This is a genomic window from Leisingera aquimarina DSM 24565 (genome assembly GCF_000473165.1).
Taxonomy (GTDB): Bacteria; Pseudomonadota; Alphaproteobacteria; order Rhodobacterales; family Rhodobacteraceae; genus Leisingera; species Leisingera aquimarina.
In genome coordinates, this window is sequence record NZ_KI421504.1 from 2,418,479 (window position 1) to 2,439,656 (window position 21,178).

The window sequence follows — 21,178 nt, forward strand, 5'->3', positions numbered from 1 at the left end:
GCATTGGCCCGCCAGCAGTGGGATGCAAAGGATCAGAAGCGGTGCACGTAAGCAATGTTCAGGACAACCGGGTCGATCTCGGCGGTGCCGATTGCGGCGCCGTTCAGAGTTACGTCGCTGTCGATGTCCATGTAGCGGACATTGAAGCGGACAGCACCGCGGTCGGAGATCTGCCAGTCCGCGCCAGCATTGAGCGCCACGCCAAAGCTGTCGTCCATTTCGATCGCACCAAGCGGCGAACTTTCTTCAAAGAAAGTGGTGTAGTTGAGACCAAGGCCGACAAACGGTTTGATCTTGCCCTGGGCTGGAAAATGGTAGTTGACCGAGATGGTCGGCGGCAGCTGTTTGGCCGAGGCGGCATAGCCGGCGCCGGCCAATGTGACGTCATGCTCGAACGGCGAAGCGGCCAGCAGTTCAATGCCCCAGTTGTCGCGGAAGAAGTATTCAACTGTCAGCGACAGCGCGGTGCCGTCGTCGATATCGGCGGCCATACCGGCAAGGGTGCCGTTGCCGGATTTCGGGTTCACGTTGGCGATGCCGACGCCAACAGTCCAGTCGCCTTGCTGCTGGGCCAGCGCGGGTCCGGCCAGCGCGGCGAGAGCAGAGGTCAATGCCAGAGCGGAAACCATGCGTTTCATGGGGTGCGTCCCTTTTCTTATGATTACCCCGCCGTGGTGCACCTGGAAGCGGATGAAAACCCTGATCTGGATCAAAGGAGTGCTTGCTTTGCCTTTGAAAAGACAAGGAGAAACTGCATGCCTGCTATGCGTTTCGGGAATGTCTAAATATGCATAATACAGGTAACATTTCCGGGCTGCGCGCTGATGGCAGCTGGGACCTGCCGGAGCGGCTGAACATGGCCGCGCAATGCCTGTCGCATCCTGCTGAAGCCTTGGCGCTGATCGATATGACCGGCCCTGCGCGCCGCGGCATTTCTTATGGCATGCTGGCAATGATGACGGACCGGCTGGCGCGCTACCTGCTGACTCGCATTCATCCGGGTGACCGGGTCGGGGTGCTGCTGAGCCAGTCGCCCTGGTGCGCAGCGGCGCATCTGGCCATCTGGAAGGCAGGCGGCATCTCGGTGCCGCTGTTCAAGCTGTTCAAACGCGACGCGCTGGCCTCCCGCGCAGGCGATGCCGGAGTGCAGTTTGTTTTTACGGACACCGAGGGAGCGGATCTGCTCGGCGATCTGGCCGAAGCGGTGATGACAGAGACCGCCGGAATGGATGGCCCGCGGGTGCCTTTTGCCGACACCGCGCCTGAAACCCCAGCGGTGCTGATTTACACTTCGGGCACCACCGGCAACCCCAAGGGCGCGCTGCATGGCCACCGGGTGCTGACCGGGCACCTGCCGGGTGTTGCCATCAGCCATGACCATTTGGGGCAGGAGGGCGATTGCCTTTGGACCCCGGCGGACTGGGCCTGGATCGGCGGGTTGTTCGATGTGCTGATGCCGGGCCTGGCGCTGGGCGTTCCAGTGGTCGCCGCACGACTGGACAAGTTCACACCTGAGGCCTGCGCCGATCTGATCGCAAAGGCCAGTGTGCGCAACATCTTCTTTCCGCCGACCGCGCTCCGGATGCTCAAGGCAGCCGGGCAGGGGCTCCACGGCCTGCGCTCTGTTGCCAGCGGTGGAGAGCCCCTGGGCGCCGAAATGCTCGCCTGGGGCCGGCGGCGGCTGGGGGTGACCATCAACGAGTTTTACGGCCAGACCGAATGCAATATGGTGGCCTCCTCCTGTGCTGCGGATTTCGAACCGCGCCCGGGCTGCATTGGCAAAGCGGTGCCGGGGCATGAGCTGGCTGTGATTGATGGGGCGGGCAATCCCACGGACGGCGAGGGCGACGTTGCCATCCGTCGCGGCTCTGCCTCAATGCTGCTGGAATACTGGAACCGGCCTTCGGAGACCGCGGCAAAGTTCCGCGGCGACTGGCTGGTGACCGGCGACCGCGGCGTCTGGGAGGGTGATTATCTGCGCTTTGTGGGGCGCGAGGATGACGTGATCACCTCGGCAGGCTACCGTATCGGCCCGGCGGAGATCGAGGATTGCCTGCTGACCCACCCTGCGGTGGCGACTGTGGGCGTGGTCGGCAAGCCCGATCCTCTCAGGACCGAGATCGTCAAGGCCTATGTGGTGCTAAAGGCCGGGACTGATGCCTCTGAGCGCGAGCTGCAGGACCACGTCAAGGAGCGCCTTGCGCAGTATTCCTATCCGCGTGAGGTGGAATTCCTGGAGGCGCTGCCGATGACCGTGACCGGCAAGGTGATCCGCAAGGAGCTGAAAGTGCGGGCGGCGGGGGAAAGGGAAGTTTCGAAGTGAAACATCTATTTTGTATTGCGGTGATGGTGGCAACGCTACTGACTTTGGCACCGCCAGCGTCCGCTGATGACCCAGATCCGTTCGGGTGGACAGAACGCTGTCTGAAAAGTTCAGAAAATCAATTGGATTGGGTGAGCAAGCGGGAGGACTGTCTTCGGGCTATCCTTATCTACTGCGAATTCGCCGAAAATGATCAGGCCTGCTTCCAAAATCTGATCGGAAATTTTGACGCACGAGGCGACCAGTTAGTCGCCAGCTTGCCCGCTTCAATCAATGCTGAAGCTCCGCAGAAGGGGTTTTACGAAATGCGGTTGGATACCTTGGGCAAGTCTTTTTCTGTTTCGCAATGCCGGGGCAAGGAACGGGTCGAACTTTGTGCCGCGACTGTTGTTATCGGAAAATACCTTTCGGCTGCCTTATTGACTGAGTGGTTGGCAAAGCAAGAGGAAACGAAATGAAACTCACATCCAAAGCGATGCCCTCCTCGGAAGGCTTCAAACAGAACCGCGCGGCGCATCTCGAAGCGCTCGCTCAAATCAGCGAGGTTGCCGAGGCCGCACGCCTGGGCGGCGGCGAGAAATCCCGTGCCCGCCATGAAAGCCGCGGCAAGATGCTGCCGCGCCGCCGGGTGGCGAACCTCTTGGATCCGGGCTCCCCGTTTCTGGAGATCGGCGCCACCGCGGCGCACGCGATGTATGACGGCGCGGCCCCGGCTGCGGGCGTGATCGCGGGCATCGGCCGGGTGCACGGCCAGGAGGTCATGGTGGTCTGCAACGATGCCACCGTGAAGGGCGGCACCTATTATCCGATGACGGTGAAGAAACACTTGCGGGCGCAGGAGATTGCCGAGGAGAACCGTCTCCCCTGCATCTACCTGGTCGACTCCGGCGGTGCCAACCTGCCGAACCAGGATGAGGTCTTCCCGGACCGCGACCATTTCGGGCGCATCTTCTACAATCAGGCGCGGATGTCGGCCAAGGGCATTCCGCAGATCGCCGTGGTCATGGGCTCCTGCACCGCGGGCGGCGCCTATGTGCCGGCGATGTCCGATGTCACCATCATCGTGAAGGAGCAGGGCACCATTTTCCTGGCCGGCCCGCCGCTGGTGAAGGCCGCAACGGGCGAGGTTGTCAGCTCTGAAGACCTGGGCGGCGGCGACGTGCACACACGTCTTTCCGGCGTGGCCGACTACCTGGCCGAGGATGACGCCCACGCGCTGGCGCTGGCACGGCGCGCGGTGCGGTCTCTCAACATAACCAAGCCGCTGACGGTGAACTGGGCCAGCCCCGAGGAACCGGCCTATGACCCCGAGGAGATCCTTGGCGTGGTGCCCGGCGATCTTCGCACGCCGTATGATATCCGCGAAGTGATCGCGCGGCTGGTGGACGGCTCCCGCTTTGACGAGTTCAAGCCGCGCTTCGGCGAAACGCTGGTGACCGGCTTTGCCCATCTGAAGGGCTGCCCGATTGGCATCATCGCCAACAATGGCGTGCTGTTCTCCGAGGCCGCCCAAAAAGGCGCGCATTTTGTGGAGTTGTGCAGCCAGCGCAAGATCCCGCTGGTGTTCCTGCAAAACATCACTGGCTTCATGGTTGGCCGGAAATATGAAAACGAGGGCATTGCCCGCCACGGCGCCAAGATGGTGACGGCGGTGGCGACCACCAATGTGCCGAAAGTAACCATGCTGGTCGGCGGTTCGTTTGGCGCGGGCAACTACGGCATGTCGGGCCGTGCCTATTCCCCGCGCTTCCTGTGGACCTGGCCCAACTCCCGGATTTCAGTGATGGGCGGAGAGCAGGCGGCGGGCGTGCTGGCGACGGTAAAACGGGACGCCATCGAACGCCAGGGCGGCAACTGGGGTGCAGACGAAGAGGCTGAGTTCAAACGCCCCACCATCGAGATGTTCGAAGAGCAGAGCCACCCGCTTTATGCCTCAGCGCGCCTTTGGGATGACGGCATCATCGACCCGCGTAAATCCCGCGATGTGCTGGCGCTGTCACTCGGCGCGGCGCTGAACGCACCAATCGAAGATACGCACTTCGGCGTATTCCGGATGTAAGACCCGCTCTTCTTCTGGCCAGAAATATCCCCGGGGGTCCGGGGGCAGGCAGCCCCCGGTCCAGAGATCCAGACAAAGGACCAACCCCATGTTTGACAAAATCCTGATTGCCAACCGCGGCGAAATCGCCTGCCGCGTGATGGAAACCGCCCGCGCCATGGGGGTGCGGACCGTGGCCACTTATTCTGACGCCGATGCCGCTTCCAAACATGTGGCGCTGGCGGATGAGGCCGTTCACATCGGCGGCCCGGCCCCGGCGGACAGCTACCTGAAGGGTGATGAGATCATCCGCGTCGCGCAGGAAACCGGCGCCCAGGCGATCCATCCGGGCTATGGCTTCCTGTCGGAAAACCCCGGCTTCGTGGAAGCGGTGGAGGCCGCGGAGCTTGTCTTTATCGGTCCGTCGGCGGATGCAATCCGCAAGATGGGCCTCAAGGACGCCGCAAAGGTGCTGATGGAAGAGGCCGGTGTTCCGGTGGTGCCGGGTTATCACGGGGCCAACCAGGATGCGAAGTTCCTGGCCGGTGAAGCGGAGAAAATTGGTTATCCAGTATTGATCAAGGCCGTGGCAGGTGGCGGCGGCAAGGGCATGCGCCTGGTTGAACAGCCGTCCGAATTCGCCGATGCCCTGAAAAGCGCCCAGGGCGAGGCGACCACCTCTTTTGGCAACCCGGATGTATTGATCGAGAAATACATTCAGCAGCCCCGCCATATCGAAGTGCAGGTCTTTGGAGACGGTAAAACCGCGGTGCACCTGTTCGAGCGTGACTGTTCCCTGCAGCGCCGCCACCAAAAGGTGATCGAGGAAGCGCCTGCGCCAGGCATGACCGCGGAAATGCGCGAGGCAATGGGCCAGGCCGGTGTGCGCGCGGCCGAAGCTATCGGCTATAAGGGCGCAGGCACAGTTGAATTCATCGTCGACGGCTCTGACGGGCTGCGTACCGATGGGTTCTGGTTCATGGAAATGAACACCCGCCTGCAGGTGGAGCATCCGGTCACGGAACTGATCACCGGCGTCGACCTGGTGGAATGGCAGCTGCGCGTCGCCTCGGGCGAGAGCCTGCCGGCGAAACAGGAAGACCTCACCATCACCGGTCACGCCTTTGAGGCGCGGCTTTATGCGGAGGACGTGCCAAAGGGCTTCCTGCCCGCAACCGGCACGCTGACGCATCTGTCCTTCCCGGCAGAGGCCCGCGCCGATAGCGGTGTGCGGGCAGGGGACACCATCAGCCCCTGGTACGACCCGATGATCTCCAAGGTGATCGTGCATGGCTCCACCCGCAAAGTGGCGCTGTCGCGGCTGGCGCGCGCGCTGGAGGAAACGCAAGTTGGCGGCACCGTCACCAACCTTGCCTTCCTTGGCGCACTGGCGGCGCATGAAGGCTTTGCGGAGGGCGAGGTGGACACCGGCCTGATTGCGCGCGATCTGGACGCGCTGACCGCGGCACCGGAGGTGGAGCTGCGCCATAAGGCGGCGGCCGGCATGGTGGCGCTGGATCTGGTGGAGGCTGCGCCTAACACCGGCTTCACCCTCTGGGCGCCCTTGCACCGTGCCGTCACCCTGGCCCATGCGGGCGGGGACTTCACCGCCGATGTGCAGGTGGACGGGCCGGACCGGCAGCTTTGGACCATTGATGGCGAAACAGTCGTGGCCGAGCGCAGCCAGGGCCAGTGGCGCATCGGCGAGCGCCGGATGCCCGCCGTCTCGCAGGCCGGGTCCCTAATCACCGTGCATGATGCCTACGGGCTGGAGTTCACCGCGATTGACCCGCTGGACCGCGATGCGGCAGCGGGCGGCGACAGCAATGTGATCGAAGCACCGATGCCGGGCCTCGTGAAGGCGGTCTTTGCCGAGGCAGGCCAAGCTGTGAAAGAGGGTGACCGGCTCGCCATTCTGGAAGCGATGAAGATGGAGCATTCGTTGCTGGCGGCCCGCGACGGCGTGGTGGCTGAGGTTCTGGCCGCCTCCGGCGACCAGGTTGAGGCCGGCGCAGCACTGGTACGGCTGGAAGAGGATTCCTGATCCCGTTCCGGGCGGGGCGTCTGCCGCCCCCGCCGCGGGTTGAGTATATTAGGAAAGATGAAGCCGGAGGAGCATTCCATGGGCGAATTTGCCGAAATCTTCGAGGTTGGCCCGCGCGACGGGCTGCAGAATGAAAAACGTGAGATCCCGGTGGCGGAGAAAGTTGCGCTGACGGATTGCCTCAGCCGCGCTGGGTTCAAGCGGATCGAGGTGGCGAGTTTTGTTTCGCCCAAATGGGTGCCGCAGATGGCGGGCAGCGCAAAAGTTCTGGCGGGCATCACCCGCGCGCCCGGCGTCCGCTATGCGGCGCTGACCCCCAACATGCGCGGCTATGAGGATGCGGTGGCCGCCAATGCAGATGAGATTGCAGTCTTCGCTTCGGCTTCTGAAGGGTTTTCCAAGGCCAATATCAACGCCACGATCGAGGAAAGCATTGCCCGCTTTCTGCCCATTCTGGACGCTGCCAAAGGGGGCGGGGTGCCGGTGCGGGGCTATGTGTCCTGTGTGACCGACTGTCCTTACGACGGCGCCACCGCGCCGGAAAAAGTGGCGGTGGTGGCCGATCGGCTGTACGCTCTTGGCTGCTATGAGATCTCGCTGGGCGACACCATCGGGCAGGGTACTCCTGAGGCGATCACCGCGATGCTGAGCGCCGTCACCGTACGGGTGCCTGCGGCCAAGCTCGCGGGACATTACCATGACACCGCGGGCCGGGCGCTCGACAATATAGAGGCCTCGCTGGCGCAGGGCGTGCGGGTGTTCGATGCTGCCGTGGGCGGTTTGGGCGGCTGCCCCTATGCGCCAGGGGCCGCAGGCAACGTGGCGACGGAAGCGGTGCACAAGCGTCTGACCGAATTGGGCTATGATACGGGGCTGGACGCCGATGTACTGGCAGAGGCCGCGACACTGGCTCGTTCCATGCGCGGCCTGCAATAGAATTCATCGGAGAAGCAAGATGTTCGAGACAATTACCCTGGACACCGACAGCCGTGGAGTCTGCACCCTGACCCTGAACCGGGCGGAGAAGCACAACGCCATGTCCGGCCAGATGCTGCAGGAGCTGACCCTGGCGGCGAAACGCCTAGCCGAAGACGAGACCGTGCGCGTGGTGGTGCTGACCGGTGCCGGTAAGAGCTTTTGCGCCGGCGGGGACCTGGGCTGGATGCGGGCGCAGATGGATGCCGATGCCGGAACCCGGGCGCGCGAGGCGCGGGTTCTGGCGGAGATGCTGATGGCGCTTAACACCTTGCCCAAGCCGCTGATCGGCGCTGTGCAGGGCAATGCCTTTGGCGGCGGTGTCGGCATGGCGTCGGTTTGCGACGTGGCCATTGGTGCGGACCATCTGAAGATGGGCCTGACGGAGACCAAGCTGGGACTGATTCCCGCCACCATCGGCCCTTATGTGATCGCCCGCATGGGTGAAGCCAAAGCCCGGCGGGTATTCATGTCGGCGCGTCTGTTCGGCGCGGCGGAAGCGGTGGAGCTTGGACTGCTGGCCAAGGCCGTGCCCGCTGACCAGCTTGCAGAGGCGGTCGAGGCGGAGGTCGCACCTTATCTGAACTGTGCGCCGGGTGCCGTTGCTGCCGCCAAAAAGCTCGCCCGCGATCTGGGGCCGCAACTTGATGACGCGGTGATTGACCATACAATCAAGGCGCTTGTGGCGCGCTGGGAAGGCGACGAGGCGCAGGAGGGCATCAGTGCATTCTTTGAAAAGCGCAAACCTGTCTGGCAAAGCTGAAAACCGGTAGAAATGAGTCACGTTTTGATGGCGGCCGCGGTTTTACTGTGGCCGCTTTCCTTATGAAATAACTAAGGAATTGCGTGCATGTTGCGGCTGTGCTTTTTCCTGTCACAAACCCTTGTAGATTAACCTTGCTTTAGTTGACGCTGTGGGGGCGGGGGGGTATGCACGTGGCAAATCAACACGCCAATTGACGTCGCGCGGGAAACCGCCGGGAAAAGGAGCTGCTCTTGGAAGAGATGTTGAGGGAATACCTGCCGATCCTGGTTTTCCTGGCCGTTGCGGCAGGTTTGGGCATTGTCCTTATCCTGGCAGCCGTTGTGCTGGCAGTACGCAACCCGGACCCGGAAAAGGTCAGTGCCTATGAGTGCGGTTTCAACGCCTTCGATGACGCCCGTATGAAATTCGATGTCCGGTTTTACCTGGTGTCGATTCTCTTCATCATTTTTGACTTGGAAATCGCATTCCTGTTTCCCTGGGCCGTCGGTTTCAAGGATATCAGCGACACCGGGTTCTGGTCGATGATGGTGTTCCTGGGCGTGCTGACCATAGGCTTTGCCTATGAATGGAAGAAAGGGGCGCTGGAATGGCAGTGATGACCGGAGCCAACACCGCCGGTGTGGACAAGGAAGTTGTCACTCAGGCCCTCAATGCCGAACTGCAGGACAAAGGTTTCCTGCTGACATCGGCCGAGGACATCATTAACTGGGCCCGTACCGGCTCGCTGCACTGGATGACCTTCGGTCTGGCTTGCTGCGCGGTTGAGATGATGCACACCTCAATGCCGCGCTATGATGCGGAACGGTTCGGCATCGCGCCGCGGGCCTCCCCGCGCCAGTCGGATGTGATGATTGTTGCGGGCACCCTCACCAACAAGATGGCGCCGGCGCTGCGCAAGGTCTACGATCAGATGCCCGAGCCGCGGTATGTGATCTCGATGGGATCCTGCGCCAATGGCGGCGGCTATTACCACTACAGCTATTCCGTGGTGCGCGGCTGTGACCGGGTTGTGCCGGTCGATGTCTATGTGCCCGGCTGTCCGCCGACGGCTGAAGCGCTGCTGTATGGCCTGATGCAGCTGCAGCGCAAGATCCGCCGGACCGGCACCCTTGTTCGCTAAGGCGGGAGAGAGCAGATGACTGAAGCCCTGAATGAACTCGGCGCGCAGATCGAAGCGAAACGCCCCGATTGCGTTGTCGCCTGGGATGTCTCTTTTGGCGAGCTGAACATCGACGTCACACCCTCAAACATCGCCGGCCTGGTGGAATTCCTGAAATCGGACCAGAACTGCAAGTTCTCATCCCTGGTGGACATCACCGCGGTGGACTACCCGGAACGCGGCAAGCGGTTTGACGTGATCTATCATTTCCTGTCGATGTACCGGAACCAGCGCATCCGCCTGCGCGCCGCCGTGCGCGAGGATGAAATGGTACCCTCGATCGTGGACGTGCACCCCTCGGCCAACTGGTTTGAGCGGGAAGTCTACGACATGTTTGGAATCCTGTTCTCCGGCCACCCGGATTTGCGCCGCATCCTGACCGACTATGGATTCCGCGGCTATCCGCTGCGCAAGGATTTTCCGACCACCGGCTATACCGAGGTCCGCTATGACGAGGCGCAAAAGCGCGTGGTCTACGAGCCGGTGAAGCTGGTGCAGGAATACCGCCAGTTTGATTTCATGTCCCCGTGGGAGGGTGCCGAATACATTCTGCCCGGCGACGAGAAAAAGGAGGGCGCAAACTGATGTGGTTTGAACCTCTGGCCGAAGTGGGAACCTTGCTGGCGGGCTGTGCGGCCATGCTGGGCGCGGCAATGCCCGTTGTTAAAAAGAACTGCGCGTCACCTTATAAGGTGAAAGTCACCCTTCAGGGTGAGAAAATCACCTCGAATTATGATCGGGAGGCCTTCAAATGATGGACGGCTCCAAATTTGACGACGGCAGCGTCGACGCGCTGAGCGGTGAGCAGAAGATCCGCAACTTCAACATCAACTTCGGTCCGCAGCACCCTGCAGCACACGGTGTTCTGCGTCTTGTGCTGGAGCTTGACGGCGAGATTGTTGAGCGCTGCGACCCGCATATCGGCCTGCTGCACCGCGGTACCGAAAAGCTGATGGAAAGCCGCACCTACCTGCAGAACCTGCCGTATTTCGACCGCCTCGATTATGTGGCGCCGATGAATCAGGAACATGCCTGGTGTCTGGCGATTGAGAAACTGACCGGCGTCGAGGTTCCCCGCCGCGGCCAGCTGATCCGGGTGCTCTATTCCGAAATCGGCCGCGTCCTGAACCACCTCCTCAATGTCACCACGCAGGCGATGGACGTCGGCGCGCTGACCCCGCCGTTGTGGGGCTTTGAAGAGCGCGAAAAGCTGATGGTGTTCTACGAGAGGGCCTGCGGCGCCCGCCTGCACGCGGCCTACTTCCGCCCGGGCGGTGTGCATCAGGATCTGCCGGACGACCTCTTGGACGATATCGACCTCTGGGCGCTGGAATTCCCCAAGGTTCTGGACGACATCGACGGCCTCTTGACCGAAAACCGCATCTTCAAGCAGCGCAACTGCGATATCGGTGTGGTGAGTGAGGTGGAAATCCAGCAATATGGATTCTCGGGTGTCATGGTGCGCGGCTCCGGCCTCGCCTGGGACCTGCGCCGCGCGCAGCCCTATGAATGCTATGACGAGTTCGAGTTCCAGATCCCTGTCGGCAAGAACGGCGACTGCTACGACCGTTATCTTTGCCGGATGGAGGAGATGCGCCAGTCGACCTCGATCATCCGGCAGGCGATCGTCAAGCTGCGCGAAGCCACCGGCGATGTGATGGCCCGCGGCAAGCTGTCCCCGCCCAAGCGCGGCGACATGAAAACCTCAATGGAAAGCCTGATCCACCACTTCAAGCTATACACCGAAGGCTTCCACGTCCCGGCAGGCGAAGTTTACGCCGCCGTCGAGGCGCCCAAGGGCGAGTTTGGTGTCTACCTGGTGGCAGATGGGTCCAACAAACCCTACCGCTCCAAGATCCGCGCGCCCGGGTTCCTGCACCTGCAGGCGATGGACCACGTGGCCGGCGGCCACCAGCTGGCCGACGTCGCCGCCATCATTGGCACAATGGACGTCGTGTTCGGGGAGATTGACCGTTGAAACTGCCTGCCCTGTTTCATCTTTTCAAAAATACTCCCGCCGGAGGCATCCGCGCGGGCAACGCCCACCAAAAGGTGATCTGATGCTGCGCCGTCTCCACTCAGAACAACCCGACAGCTTTGCCTTTACCCCGGCCAACCAGGCCTGGGCTGAGGCACAGATCACCAAATATCCTGAAGGCCGCCAGGCTTCGGCGGTTATCCCGCTCTTGTGGCGCGCGCAGGAGCAGGAAGGCTGGGTCACCAAACCCGCAATCGAGCACATCGCCGATATGCTTGGCATGGCCTATATCCGGGTGCTGGAAGTGACTTCCTTCTACTTCATGTTCCAGATGCAACCGACCGGTTCCGTTGCCAATATCCAGATCTGCGGCACCACGTCCTGCATGATCTGCGGGGCCGAGGATCTGGTCGCAGTCTGCAAGGAAAAGATCGCCGGGAAGCCGCACACCCTGTCGGCCGACGGTAAATTCACCTGGGAAGAGGTCGAGTGCCTTGGTGCCTGCACGAACGCCCCGATGGCGCAGATCGGCAAGGACTATTACGAGGACCTGACCGTCGAGAGCTTCACCAAATTGCTGGACGATCTGGCGGCGGGCAGGGTGGTGGCGCCGGGTCCGCAGAATGGCCGTTACGCGGCCGAGCCGAAATCGGGCCTGACTACACTCATAGACTTTGACAGCGGCAAAACCCAGTACAACGCGTCAGTGCAGCTGGCGATGGACATCAAGGACGGCGTCAAGCGCATCCAGGGGGATGAGGTGCCGCTGCTAACCCCCTGGGTTGGCAAAGACGGCGTTGTCGCAGGGCGTGCTGCGGCGGATGCACCGCCCAAGGCACCGGAGGCTCCCAAGCCTGCCGCGAAACAGGCAGAAGAAGTTGCCAAGGCGGCGCCCAGAAAATCGGACGCGGCTGAGCCTGCCTCTCCGGAAGGGGCAGCGGAGAAACCTGCGGCGGACGGCCAATCAGAGGAAGGCCAGCCTGAGATCCTGAAAGAAGCCCGCGGCGGCCTGGCGGATGATCTGAAACTTCTCAAAGGGGTCGGGCCGAAGCTGGAGCAGACCCTGAATGAACTGGGTTTCTTCCATTTCGACCAGATTGCCGACTGGACTGAGGCAGAGGCCGCCTGGGTTGATGCGCGGCTCAAGTTCAAGGGCCGGATCGAACGGGACGGCTGGATTGAACAGGCGAAGCGCCTGCAGGTGGGCGATGAGACCGAATTCGCCAAACGTGCCAAAGAAGAGCACATCTACGACGACAAGGAAGACTGATCGGGAGGCGGCCCGCAGGGGCCGCGTCCGGGTGATAGGGAACAGATGACCAAGGAACAGGACCAGGCCATTGCAGCAAAGGGCCGGCACATCGCGCTTGTGATTGCCGGGACTATTTCGCTGTGGATTGCCGTATCGCTGTTCATCGGCCCCATGCTGGGACTGCCGGGGCGCTTTGCGCTGCTGTTCGACTTCGCCGCTCTGGCAGGCATGATTTATGCCCTGGTCAACATATTTCAACTCTGGCGCATGCGCCGGGCCAATGAACAAGAAAACCAAAGGTAGGCACACATGCTGAAGGATCAGGACCGGATCTTTACCAACCTTTACGGGATGCACGAGCGCACGCTGGCGGGCGCCAAGGCGCGCGGCCATTGGGACGGCACCGCGGGCATCATCGAAAAGGGCCGCGACTGGATCATTCAGACGATGAAGGACAGCGGCCTGAGGGGCCGCGGCGGCGCGGGCTTCCCGACCGGCCTCAAGTGGTCGTTCATGCCCAAGGAAAGCGACGGCCGTCCGGCCTACCTGGTGATCAACGCGGATGAATCCGAGCCGGGCACCTGCAAGGACCGCGAGATTATGCGCCATGATCCGCATACGCTGATAGAGGGCGCGCTGATCGCCTCCTTCGCGATGAATGCGCATACCTGCTACATTTATCTCCGCGGCGAATACATCCGCGAGCGCGAGGCGCTGCAGGCCGCGATTGACGAGGCTTATGACAAGGGTCTTCTGGGCAAGAACGCGGCCGGCTCCGACTGGGACTTCGACGTCTTCCTGCACCACGGGGCAGGGGCCTATATCTGCGGCGAGGAAACCGCCCTGATCGAGAGCCTGGAAGGAAAGAAGGGCATGCCCCGGATGAAGCCGCCGTTCCCGGCAGGCGCGGGCCTTTACGGTTGCCCGACCACTGTGAACAACGTGGAATCTATTGCCGTTGTACCCACTATTCTGCGCCGCGGTGCCGACTGGTTTGCAGGCTTTGGCCGCCAGAACAACGCAGGCACCAAGCTGTTTGCGATCTCCGGTCACGTCAACAACCCCTGCGTGGTGGAAGAGGCGATGTCGATTGGTTTCGAGGAGCTGATCGAAAAGCATTGCGGCGGCATCCGCGGCGGCTGGGACAACCTCTTGGCCGTGATCCCCGGCGGCTCCTCTGTGCCATGCGTGCGCGGCGAGAACATGCGCGATGCGATCATGGATTTTGACTACTTGCGCGGCGAGCTGGGCTCGGGTCTTGGCACCGCGGCGGTGATCGTGATGGACAAGCAGACCGACATCATCAAGGCGATCTGGCGCCTGTCCAAATTCTACAAGCACGAAAGCTGCGGCCAGTGCACGCCCTGCCGCGAAGGCACCGGCTGGATGATGCGCGTCATGGACCGCCTGATGCGCGGCGAGGCTGAGCTGGAAGAGATCGACATGCTGTGGGACGTGACCAAACAGGTCGAAGGCCACACCATCTGCGCCCTTGGCGACGCGGCGGCCTGGCCGATCCAGGGCCTGATCAAGAACTTCCGTGAGGAAATCGAAGACCGCATCAAGGCCCAGAAGACCGGCCGCCTGGGCGCAATGGCGGCGGAATAACTGATGGAAACCTTCGCCGCATATTCCCACGCTCTGGCTGCGCTGGTGCTCTTTACCCTGATCACCCTGGCGTTGTCGCCGTTTTCGGCGCTGTCCAAGCAGAAGGCAGGTCTTGCCCCCGGCGCCACGCCGCAGGAGGATTATGCGGATAAGGCGTACCGGCTGAACCGGGCCTATTTGAACGGCTGCGAGACGCTGCCAGCTTTCCTGACGGTGACACTGGCGGCGATCCTGGCAGGCGCTGCACCGTTCTGGGTGAATTTTCTGGCCTCGCTCGTGCTGGTGTCGCGGGTGATCATGATCCTCATCCATCTTCGCGGCAGCGGCAAACCACATGGCGGGTTGCGGTCGGTTTTTTATGTGATTGGCTGGTCCTGTATGGGCGGCTTGGCAATTTTGACTTTGGTGGCAGTATTTTGAAAACTCTAACGACATACCGGATGGCCGTGCCGATGGCCTGTTTGGCAGTCGCGGCGCTGGTCACGGCCTGCGGCTCCAGCACCACCAACAAGAACAGGGAACTGTATGACGGCGTCCCGTTCAAAGCCAAGGCCAAGCCGGTAGACAAGAAGGTGAACCGCGCTGATTTCTCAATCGAAATCAAGGGTGCGGACCGCTCCGTCACAGGTGCGCGCGAGGCTGCTGCACATGCCGGCACCACCTATTGCGTTGTGAACTACGGCTCGTCCAAAATCGATTGGGCGGTGGACCCGGCCGATCAGGATGCGCAGCTGACACTGACCGACGGCAAGGCCACTTTCCAGGGAACCTGCATACCGTGAGCGGATTTCCGGCATATCAGGGCTGGCCGGCGCGGCTGCTATTGAATAGCAGCGCCGCGCGCTTGAGCAGTGGGAGCTTCAAACTGAAGGAGTTCTTCGCCATGCGTGCCCTGATTGCTGTTGCTCTGTCTGCCTTTGTTGCCCTGCCGGTTTCGGCACTGGCCAAACCGTCGCTGCGCGATGTTGCCGAAATCGAAGACCCCTTGTTTGCGGTGGCCATGGCCAAGGAAGTCTCTGACCACTGCGACCGCCTTGCGCCGCGCTACTTCAAGGGGCTGGGCGAGTTGCGCCGGCTCAAAGCACGGGCGAATGAGCTGGGATACTCGGACACGGAAATCCGGGCCTATATCGACTCGGATGCCGAGAAGGCCCGTATGCGTGCCAAGGGCGAGCGGCTGCTGGCGCAAAACGGCGTCTCGTATGAACAACCGGAAACCTTCTGCGCCTATGGCCGCGCGGAAATCGAAAAGAACAGCGCGATCGGCGTGTTACTGAGGGCGAAATAGACCATGTCTGACCTCCGCAAGATCAACATTGACGGAACCGAGATCGAGGTGGAAGGGGCGATGACCCTGATCCAGGCCTGTGAGGAGGCGGGTGTCGAGATCCCGCGCTTCTGCTACCACGAGCGCCTGTCGATTGCCGGCAACTGCCGCATGTGCCTTGTTGAAGTTGTCGGCGGCCCGCCGAAACCGGCGGCCTCCTGCGCGATGCAGGTGCGCGATTTGCGCCCGGGACCTGAAGGCCAGGCGCCGCAGGTGAAAACCAATTCGCCGATGGTCAAGAAGGCCCGCGAAGGCGTAATGGAATTCATGCTGATCAACCACCCGCTGGATTGCCCGATCTGCGACCAGGGCGGCGAATGCGATCTGCAGGACCAGGCGATGGCCTATGGCATCTCTGCCAGCCGTTTCAAAGAATCCAAACGCGCGGTGGATGATCTGGACCTTGGCCCGTTGGTCGGCACCGCAATGACCCGCTGCATCAGCTGCACCCGCTGTGTGCGCTTCACCACCGAGGTCGCAGGTATCGCTCAAATGGGCCAAACCGGGCGCGGTGAAGATGCGGAGATCACCTCCTACCTGAACCAGACGCTGCAATCGAACCTGCAGGGCAACATCATCGACCTCTGCCCGGTGGGCGCGCTGACCTCCAAGCCTTACGCCTTCACCGCGCGGCCCTGGGAGCTGACCAAGACCGAAACCATCGACGTGATGGACGCACTGGGGGCGAACATCCGCGTCGATACCAAGGGCCGCGAAGTGATGCGGATCCTGCCGCGCAACCACGACGGCGTGAACGAGGAATGGATCTCCGACAAGACCCGCTTTGTCTGGGACGGCCTGCGCCGCCAGCGCCTTGACCGTCCTTACGTGCGCGTCGATGGCAAGCTGAAGCCCGCCACCTGGGGCGAGGCGCTGTCTGCCGCAGCCAATGCGATGAAGGGCAAGAAAATTGCCGGTCTGATCGGCGATCTGGCCCCGGTTGAGGCAGCCTTTGCCCTGAAGCAGCTGGTCGAAGGCCTGGGCGGCAAGGTCGAATGCCGCACCGACAACGCCCGTCTGCCGATTGGCAACCGCGCGGGTTACGCCGGCACCGCCACTATCGAGGACGTGGACAGCGCCAAGGCTATCATGCTGATCGGCACCAACCCGCGCGACGAAGCGCCGGTTCTGAACGCCCGCATTCGCAAGGCCTGGCTGAACGGCGCCACCATTGGTGTGGTTGGTCAAGCCGAGGATCTGACTTACGAATACCACCACCTTGGCACTGACCGCGCAGCGCTGGAAGCGCTGCATGGCCTGGACCATGCAGGTGCTCTGGAAAAGGAAACGCTGGTAATCGTGGGGCAGGGCGCCCTGCGCGAAGCCGACGGCCTGGCGGTCCTGGCGCACGCTCAGAAGTTCGCCGTCGACACCGGCTCCAAGCTGATGGTGCTGCACACCGCTGCTTCCCGCGTTGGTGCGATGGACATCGGCGCGGTGACCGAAGGCGGCATGGCCGCGGCCATCGACGGGGCAGAGGTGATCTATAACCTCGGTGCCGATGAGGTGGAAATCGACGCAGGAGCCTTTGTGATCTACCAGGGCTCCCACGGCGACCGCGGCGCGCACCGCGCTGACGTGATCCTGCCGGGCGCCGCCTACACAGAGGAAAACGGGCTGTTCGTGAACACTGAAGGCCGCCCGCAGCTGGCCATGCGTGCCGCGTTTGCACCGGGCGAAGCCAAGGAAAACTGGGCGATCCTGCGCGCGCTCAGCGCCGAAGCGGAGGCTAAGCTGGGCTATGACTCGTTGGCACAGCTGCGCCAGGCCCTGGTCGCCGAGGTGCCGCATCTGGCGCAGATCGACGAAGTGGCCGAAAAGGACGGAGCGGCGCTGGAACTGGACAAGCTCGGCAAGGCCGGCTTCCTGCCTGCGGTCCGCGACTTCTACCTGACCAACCCGGTTGCCCGCGCCTCCCAGTTGATGGCGGAACTGTCGGCAGGCGTGAAAGCCCGCGAAACCGGGAAACTGGCCGCCGAATGATCCGATTTGCCCTCATAACGCCCTTCCTGCTGGCCGCCTGCGCAATGGCACCCGGCAGCGAAGGCGAGCGGCCCGCCCCGATCTATGAAGGGGTGGAAACCAGCCTGCTGGAGGGCGATCTGGTGCAATTTCACGTCTCCATGCGCGGGGCAACCGTGCAGGAAGACCTCGACAACTATGCGGAATGTGCCGCCGCGCAATATGCGCTGATCCGGGATTACGGGTTTGCGCGCCATGTGCGCACAACAATGAAACAGGCAGGGGGCAGCCGGACTGCTGATGCGGTCTATCTGATTTCGCCCTCTCTGCCGCGCGGGCTGCGCACCATCGACGCCGAAGTCGTGGTTGCGGATTGCGCGGCAAACGGAATACCGACGGTGTGAGGACCTATGGCTGATTTCTTTAACACTCCAGGCGGCATCGCTGTTCTGATCCTGGCGCAAGTGCTTGCAGTTGTTGCTTTTGTGATGATCTCGCTCCTGTTCCTCGTCTACGGGGACCGCAAGATATGGGCCGCGGTCCAGATGCGCCGGGGGCCGAATGTGGTGGGTGTCTTCGGCCTGCTGCAATCGGTGGCCGACGCGCTGAAATATGTGGTTAAGGAAGTGGTGATCCCGGCCGGCGCCGACCGCCCGGTCTTCATTCTGGCACCGCTGACCTCCTTTGTGCTGGCGATGATCGCCTGGGCGGTGATCCCGTTCAACGACGGCTGGGTGCTGTCAGACATCAACGTCGCCATTCTTTATGTCTTTGCAGTTTCCTCGCTTGAGGTCTACGGCGTGATCATGGGCGGCTGGGCGTCGAACTCGAAATACCCGTTCCTGGGCAGCTTGCGCTCTGCCGCTCAGATGATCTCCTATGAAGTCTCGCTGGGCCTGATCATCATCGGCATCATCATCTCCACCGGTTCGATGAACTTTGGCGACATCGTGCGCGCGCAGGATGGCGATCTGGGCCTTCTGAACTGGTACTGGATCCCGCATTTCCCGATGGTTTTCCTGTTCTTTATCTCGGCACTGGCAGAAACCAACCGCCCGCCGTTCGACCTGCCGGAAGCGGAATCGGAACTGGTCGCGGGCTACCAGGTGGAATACTCGGCCACCCCGTTCCTCTTGTTCATGGCCGGTGAATACATCGCCATCTTCCTGATGTGCGCGCTGACCTCGCTGCTGTTCTTCGGCGGCTGGCTGTCCCCGATCCCGGGCCTCCCCGATGGCGTGCTGTGGATGGTCGGCAAGATGGCGTTCTTCTTCTTCCTCTTCGCAATGGTAAAGGCGATCACCCCGCGCTACCGCTACGACCAACTGATGCGCCTGGGCTGGAAAGTGTTCCTGCCGTTCTCGCTGGCCTGGGTGGTCTTTGTATCCTTTGCTGCAAAGTTTGACTGGTTCTGGGGCATCTTCGCGCGCTGGACCGTGGGAGGCTGATCAGAAATGGGCGTCGATATTGAGCTCTTTGAACGGCTGGCCGACCTGTCGGTCCGCTTCCAGCCGGAAGGCCGGACGCTTATGCTTGGGCGTCATTCCTTCCGGGTGGAGGATCATATCAAGCACAAGTTTGACCGGATCCTGCGCAAAAAAGGGCTCGATCTCAGCCACGAGGAGCTGGTTCAAGAAGACGGTTACTGCGAAACCCTGATGCAAAAGCTGGGATTCGGTGACATGGAAACCATGGATTTTTCGAACTACGAGGGAGCGACGATCCTTCATGACCTGAACCGCCCGGTGGCTGCCGAGCTGGAAGGGCAGTTCGATCTGATATTCGACGGCGGCACAATTGAACATGTCTTCAACGTGCCGATGGCGTTGGAAACGGTTTTCCGGATGCTGAAGCCGGGCGGGCGGTTTGTTTCCGCCAACGGATTTAATGGCTGGCCTGCGCATGGCATCTACCAGTTCAATCCGGAACTGGTCTGGACGTTCTGGGGGCGAAACTGCGGCTGCACCGTGCATGACTGCCGCGGCATTCACAAACGGCCGCGCGGCGGCGACTACCATGTTGAGTTCCAGGACCCTGCTGAGACCGGCAAGCGGATGCGGCTCAAGGGCAAAATACCGGAGGGGCGCATGTACCTCTATTATGAAATCGAAAAGACCAGCGATTCAGCAATGAAGGACCTGGTGCTGCAAAGCGACTATGAAACCAAGTGGCACAGCCACGGAAACGCCGGCGCAACCCGGCTTGATGACGAAATGGCTCCGCAATGACCCAAATCGACTACACCCGCGCCGCCAAATACTTCCTGCTGCAGGATTTCTGGGTCGGCTTCAAACTGGGGCTGAAGTATTTCTTCGCGCCCAAGGCAACCCTGAACTACCCGCATGAGAAGGGCCCGCTGTCGCCCCGTTTCCGTGGTGAGCACGCTTTGCGCCGCTACCCGAACGGCGAGGAGCGCTGTATCGCTTGTAAACTCTGCGAGGCGGTCTGCCCGGCGCAGGCGATCACCATTGACGCGGAACCGCGCGAGGACGGCAGCCGCCGCACCACCCGCTATGACATCGACATGACCAAATGCATCTACTGCGGCTTCTGCCAGGAAGCCTGCCCGGTAGACGCCATCGTCGAAGGCCCGAATTTCGAATTCGCGACTGAGACCCGCGAGGAGCTGTTCTACGACAAGGACAAGCTGCTGGCGAACGGCGAACGCTGGGAAGCCGAGATTGCCCGCAACCTTGAAATTGATGCGCCGTACCGATGACTGATCCCAAGAACCCTTTCGAGGCCATGATGGCCCAGATGCAGACCCAGGCGCAGGAGATGGCCAAGGCCTTCAACCCGGCGCTGGAAAACTTCTCGCCAACGGAGGCCTTCAAGGAGTTCGAGGCGCTGTGGCCCACCATGCCCAAAGAGGTCATGGAAATGATGTTCGGCAACACCGTCAACAAGGACGGGCTGGATGCCAAAACCCGGCTGCTGCTGACACTGGCCGGGCTGACGATGCAGGGCGCACAGGCTGACAGTGCCGTGCGCCAGACTGTGCGCCACGCTCTTGCGGCGGGCGCCAGGAAACAAGAGATCGTGGAAACGATCGGACAGATGTCGGTCTTTGCCGGCATTCCGGCCATGAACCGGGCGCTGGATCTGGCGCAAACGGTCCTGGACGACAACAAGGACGATGAGACATGAGCGTTTTTGCCTTCTACCTCTTCGCCGTCAGCGCCATTACCGGCGGGCTGTTCACCGTGATCAGCCGCCAGCCGGTCCATTCGGTGTTGTGGCTGATCCTGGCCTTTATCTCCTCGGCCGGGCTGTTTGTGCTGCTGGGGGCGGAATTTGTCGCCATGCTGCTGATCATTGTCTATGTGGGGGCGGTTGCGGTGCTGTTCCTGTTTGTGGTGATGATGCTGGACGTGGATTTTGCCGCGCTGAAGGCCGAAATGGCGCGCTACCTGCCGCTGGCGCTGCTGATCGGCCTGGTGATCCTGATGCAGTTCGTGATGGCTTTCGGCGTTTGGGAAACCGCGCATAAGGCGCCGGAACTGCTGGCCAACCCGGTGCCCGCCGACCGCCACAACACCGAGGCGCTTGGCCTCATCATCTATGATCAATACTTTCTTCTGTTCCAGCTGTCGGGCCTGATTCTGCTGGTGGCGATGATCGGCGCGATTGTGCTGACCCTGCGCCACCGCCAGGACGTGAAGCGCCAGGACGTTGTCGCCCAGATGATGCGCGACCCGGCCGTGGCGATGGAGCTTAGGGATGTGAAACCGGGGCAGGGGCTGTGA

The 21,178-nt window shown here is 61.8% G+C and carries 25 protein-coding genes; 24 read left to right on the plus strand and 1 reads right to left on the minus strand.

The annotated features are described in order from the left end of the window. Window positions 1–32 precede the first annotated feature (32 nt). Window positions 33–638, minus strand: a complete 606-nt coding sequence (locus AQUI_RS0115995) for an OmpW/AlkL family protein (protein ID WP_027258407.1) — start codon at window positions 636–638, stop codon at window positions 33–35. A 149-nt stretch (window positions 639–787) separates the two neighbouring features. On the opposite strand from AQUI_RS0115995, the gene AQUI_RS0116000 reads away from it, so the two are divergent. From AQUI_RS0116000 to AQUI_RS0116120, 24 genes are all read left to right on the plus strand, one after another. After that, a complete protein-coding gene (locus tag AQUI_RS0116000; protein WP_027258408.1) occupies window positions 788–2,323 on the plus strand; it encodes an AMP-binding protein in 1,536 nt (511 codons plus the stop codon). Further along, window positions 2,320–2,781, plus strand: a complete 462-nt coding sequence (locus AQUI_RS0116005) for a hypothetical protein (protein ID WP_156916850.1) — start codon at window positions 2,320–2,322, stop codon at window positions 2,779–2,781. Before AQUI_RS0116000 ends, AQUI_RS0116005 begins: the two co-directional genes overlap by 4 nt. Further along, entirely contained in the window at window positions 2,778–4,382 is a 1,605-nt protein-coding gene (locus AQUI_RS0116010) for a carboxyl transferase domain-containing protein (RefSeq protein ID WP_027258410.1), read from the plus strand. Before AQUI_RS0116005 ends, AQUI_RS0116010 begins: the two co-directional genes overlap by 4 nt. A gap of 88 nt (window positions 4,383–4,470) precedes the next feature. Beyond that, window positions 4,471–6,405, plus strand: coding sequence for an acetyl/propionyl/methylcrotonyl-CoA carboxylase subunit alpha (locus tag AQUI_RS0116015; protein WP_027258411.1), 1,935 nt, complete (start codon window positions 4,471–4,473; stop codon window positions 6,403–6,405). Window positions 6,406–6,483: 78 nt separating this feature from the next. Then, the gene (locus AQUI_RS0116020) at window positions 6,484–7,341 is read left to right on the plus strand and encodes a hydroxymethylglutaryl-CoA lyase (RefSeq protein ID WP_027258412.1); all 858 of its coding nucleotides are present in this window, start codon (window positions 6,484–6,486) and stop codon (window positions 7,339–7,341) included. A gap of 19 nt (window positions 7,342–7,360) precedes the next feature. Then, window positions 7,361–8,143, plus strand: a complete 783-nt coding sequence (locus tag AQUI_RS0116025) for a crotonase/enoyl-CoA hydratase family protein (protein ID WP_027258413.1) — start codon at window positions 7,361–7,363, stop codon at window positions 8,141–8,143. A gap of 233 nt (window positions 8,144–8,376) precedes the next feature. Then, on the plus strand, window positions 8,377–8,742 hold the full coding sequence (locus AQUI_RS0116030; protein ID WP_024090668.1) for an NADH-quinone oxidoreductase subunit A: 366 nt from the start codon (window positions 8,377–8,379) through the stop codon (window positions 8,740–8,742). Further along, window positions 8,733–9,266 (plus strand): NuoB/complex I 20 kDa subunit family protein, encoded by a 534-nt coding sequence (locus AQUI_RS0116035; RefSeq protein WP_027258414.1) that lies wholly within the window; start codon window positions 8,733–8,735, stop codon window positions 9,264–9,266. The genes AQUI_RS0116030 and AQUI_RS0116035 overlap by 10 nt, the downstream gene beginning before the upstream one ends. A 15-nt stretch (window positions 9,267–9,281) precedes the next feature. Continuing rightward, on the plus strand, window positions 9,282–9,890 hold the full coding sequence (locus tag AQUI_RS0116040) for an NADH-quinone oxidoreductase subunit C (protein ID WP_027258415.1): 609 nt from the start codon (window positions 9,282–9,284) through the stop codon (window positions 9,888–9,890). Continuing rightward, entirely contained in the window at window positions 9,890–10,060 is a 171-nt protein-coding gene (locus AQUI_RS30860) for a hypothetical protein (RefSeq protein WP_156916851.1), read from the plus strand. The genes AQUI_RS0116040 and AQUI_RS30860 overlap by 1 nt, the downstream gene beginning before the upstream one ends. After that, a complete protein-coding gene (locus AQUI_RS0116050) occupies window positions 10,060–11,283 on the plus strand; it encodes an NADH-quinone oxidoreductase subunit D (protein ID WP_211236062.1) in 1,224 nt (407 codons plus the stop codon). The genes AQUI_RS30860 and AQUI_RS0116050 overlap by 1 nt, the downstream gene beginning before the upstream one ends. A gap of 82 nt (window positions 11,284–11,365) precedes the next feature. Next, on the plus strand, window positions 11,366–12,553 hold the full coding sequence (locus tag AQUI_RS0116060) for an NADH-quinone oxidoreductase subunit E (RefSeq protein ID WP_027258417.1): 1,188 nt from the start codon (window positions 11,366–11,368) through the stop codon (window positions 12,551–12,553). 45 nt (window positions 12,554–12,598) lie between these two features. Then, a complete protein-coding gene (locus AQUI_RS0116065) occupies window positions 12,599–12,838 on the plus strand; it encodes a DUF5337 domain-containing protein (protein WP_027258418.1) in 240 nt (79 codons plus the stop codon). A gap of 6 nt (window positions 12,839–12,844) precedes the next feature. After that, entirely contained in the window at window positions 12,845–14,143 is a 1,299-nt protein-coding gene (gene nuoF / locus AQUI_RS0116070; protein WP_027258419.1) for an NADH-quinone oxidoreductase subunit NuoF, read from the plus strand. Between the two features lie 3 nt (window positions 14,144–14,146). Further along, window positions 14,147–14,563 (plus strand): MAPEG family protein, encoded by a 417-nt coding sequence (locus AQUI_RS0116075; protein ID WP_027258420.1) that lies wholly within the window; start codon window positions 14,147–14,149, stop codon window positions 14,561–14,563. Then, window positions 14,560–14,925: a hypothetical protein gene (locus tag AQUI_RS0116080; protein ID WP_245596929.1), complete on the plus strand. Its 366-nt coding sequence runs from the start codon at window positions 14,560–14,562 to the stop codon at window positions 14,923–14,925. Before AQUI_RS0116075 ends, AQUI_RS0116080 begins: the two co-directional genes overlap by 4 nt. Window positions 14,926–15,026: 101 nt before the next feature. Continuing rightward, a complete protein-coding gene (locus tag AQUI_RS0116085) occupies window positions 15,027–15,431 on the plus strand; it encodes a DUF5333 domain-containing protein (RefSeq protein ID WP_027258422.1) in 405 nt (134 codons plus the stop codon). Window positions 15,432–15,434: 3 nt separating this feature from the next. After that, window positions 15,435–17,453, plus strand: coding sequence for an NADH-quinone oxidoreductase subunit NuoG (gene nuoG / locus AQUI_RS0116090; protein ID WP_027258423.1), 2,019 nt, complete (start codon window positions 15,435–15,437; stop codon window positions 17,451–17,453). Continuing rightward, window positions 17,450–17,836, plus strand: a complete 387-nt coding sequence (locus tag AQUI_RS0116095; protein ID WP_027258424.1) for a hypothetical protein — start codon at window positions 17,450–17,452, stop codon at window positions 17,834–17,836. Before nuoG ends, AQUI_RS0116095 begins: the two co-directional genes overlap by 4 nt. 6 nt (window positions 17,837–17,842) lie before the next feature. Beyond that, window positions 17,843–18,880 (plus strand): NADH-quinone oxidoreductase subunit NuoH, encoded by a 1,038-nt coding sequence (gene nuoH, locus AQUI_RS0116100; protein WP_027258425.1) that lies wholly within the window; start codon window positions 17,843–17,845, stop codon window positions 18,878–18,880. A 6-nt stretch (window positions 18,881–18,886) separates the two neighbouring features. Further along, complete coding sequence (locus tag AQUI_RS29340) at window positions 18,887–19,660, plus strand: methyltransferase domain-containing protein (protein ID WP_051371917.1); 774 nt, start codon at window positions 18,887–18,889, stop codon at window positions 19,658–19,660. Next, window positions 19,657–20,151: an NADH-quinone oxidoreductase subunit NuoI gene (nuoI, locus tag AQUI_RS0116110; RefSeq protein WP_027258426.1), complete on the plus strand. Its 495-nt coding sequence runs from the start codon at window positions 19,657–19,659 to the stop codon at window positions 20,149–20,151. Before AQUI_RS29340 ends, nuoI begins: the two co-directional genes overlap by 4 nt. Further along, on the plus strand, window positions 20,148–20,579 hold the full coding sequence (locus tag AQUI_RS0116115; RefSeq protein ID WP_027258427.1) for a carboxymuconolactone decarboxylase family protein: 432 nt from the start codon (window positions 20,148–20,150) through the stop codon (window positions 20,577–20,579). The genes nuoI and AQUI_RS0116115 overlap by 4 nt, the downstream gene beginning before the upstream one ends. Next, window positions 20,576–21,178 carry an NADH-quinone oxidoreductase subunit J gene (locus AQUI_RS0116120; RefSeq protein ID WP_027258428.1) on the plus strand — a complete coding sequence of 201 codons (603 nt, stop codon included), beginning with the start codon at window positions 20,576–20,578 and terminating at the stop codon, window positions 21,176–21,178. The genes AQUI_RS0116115 and AQUI_RS0116120 overlap by 4 nt, the downstream gene beginning before the upstream one ends.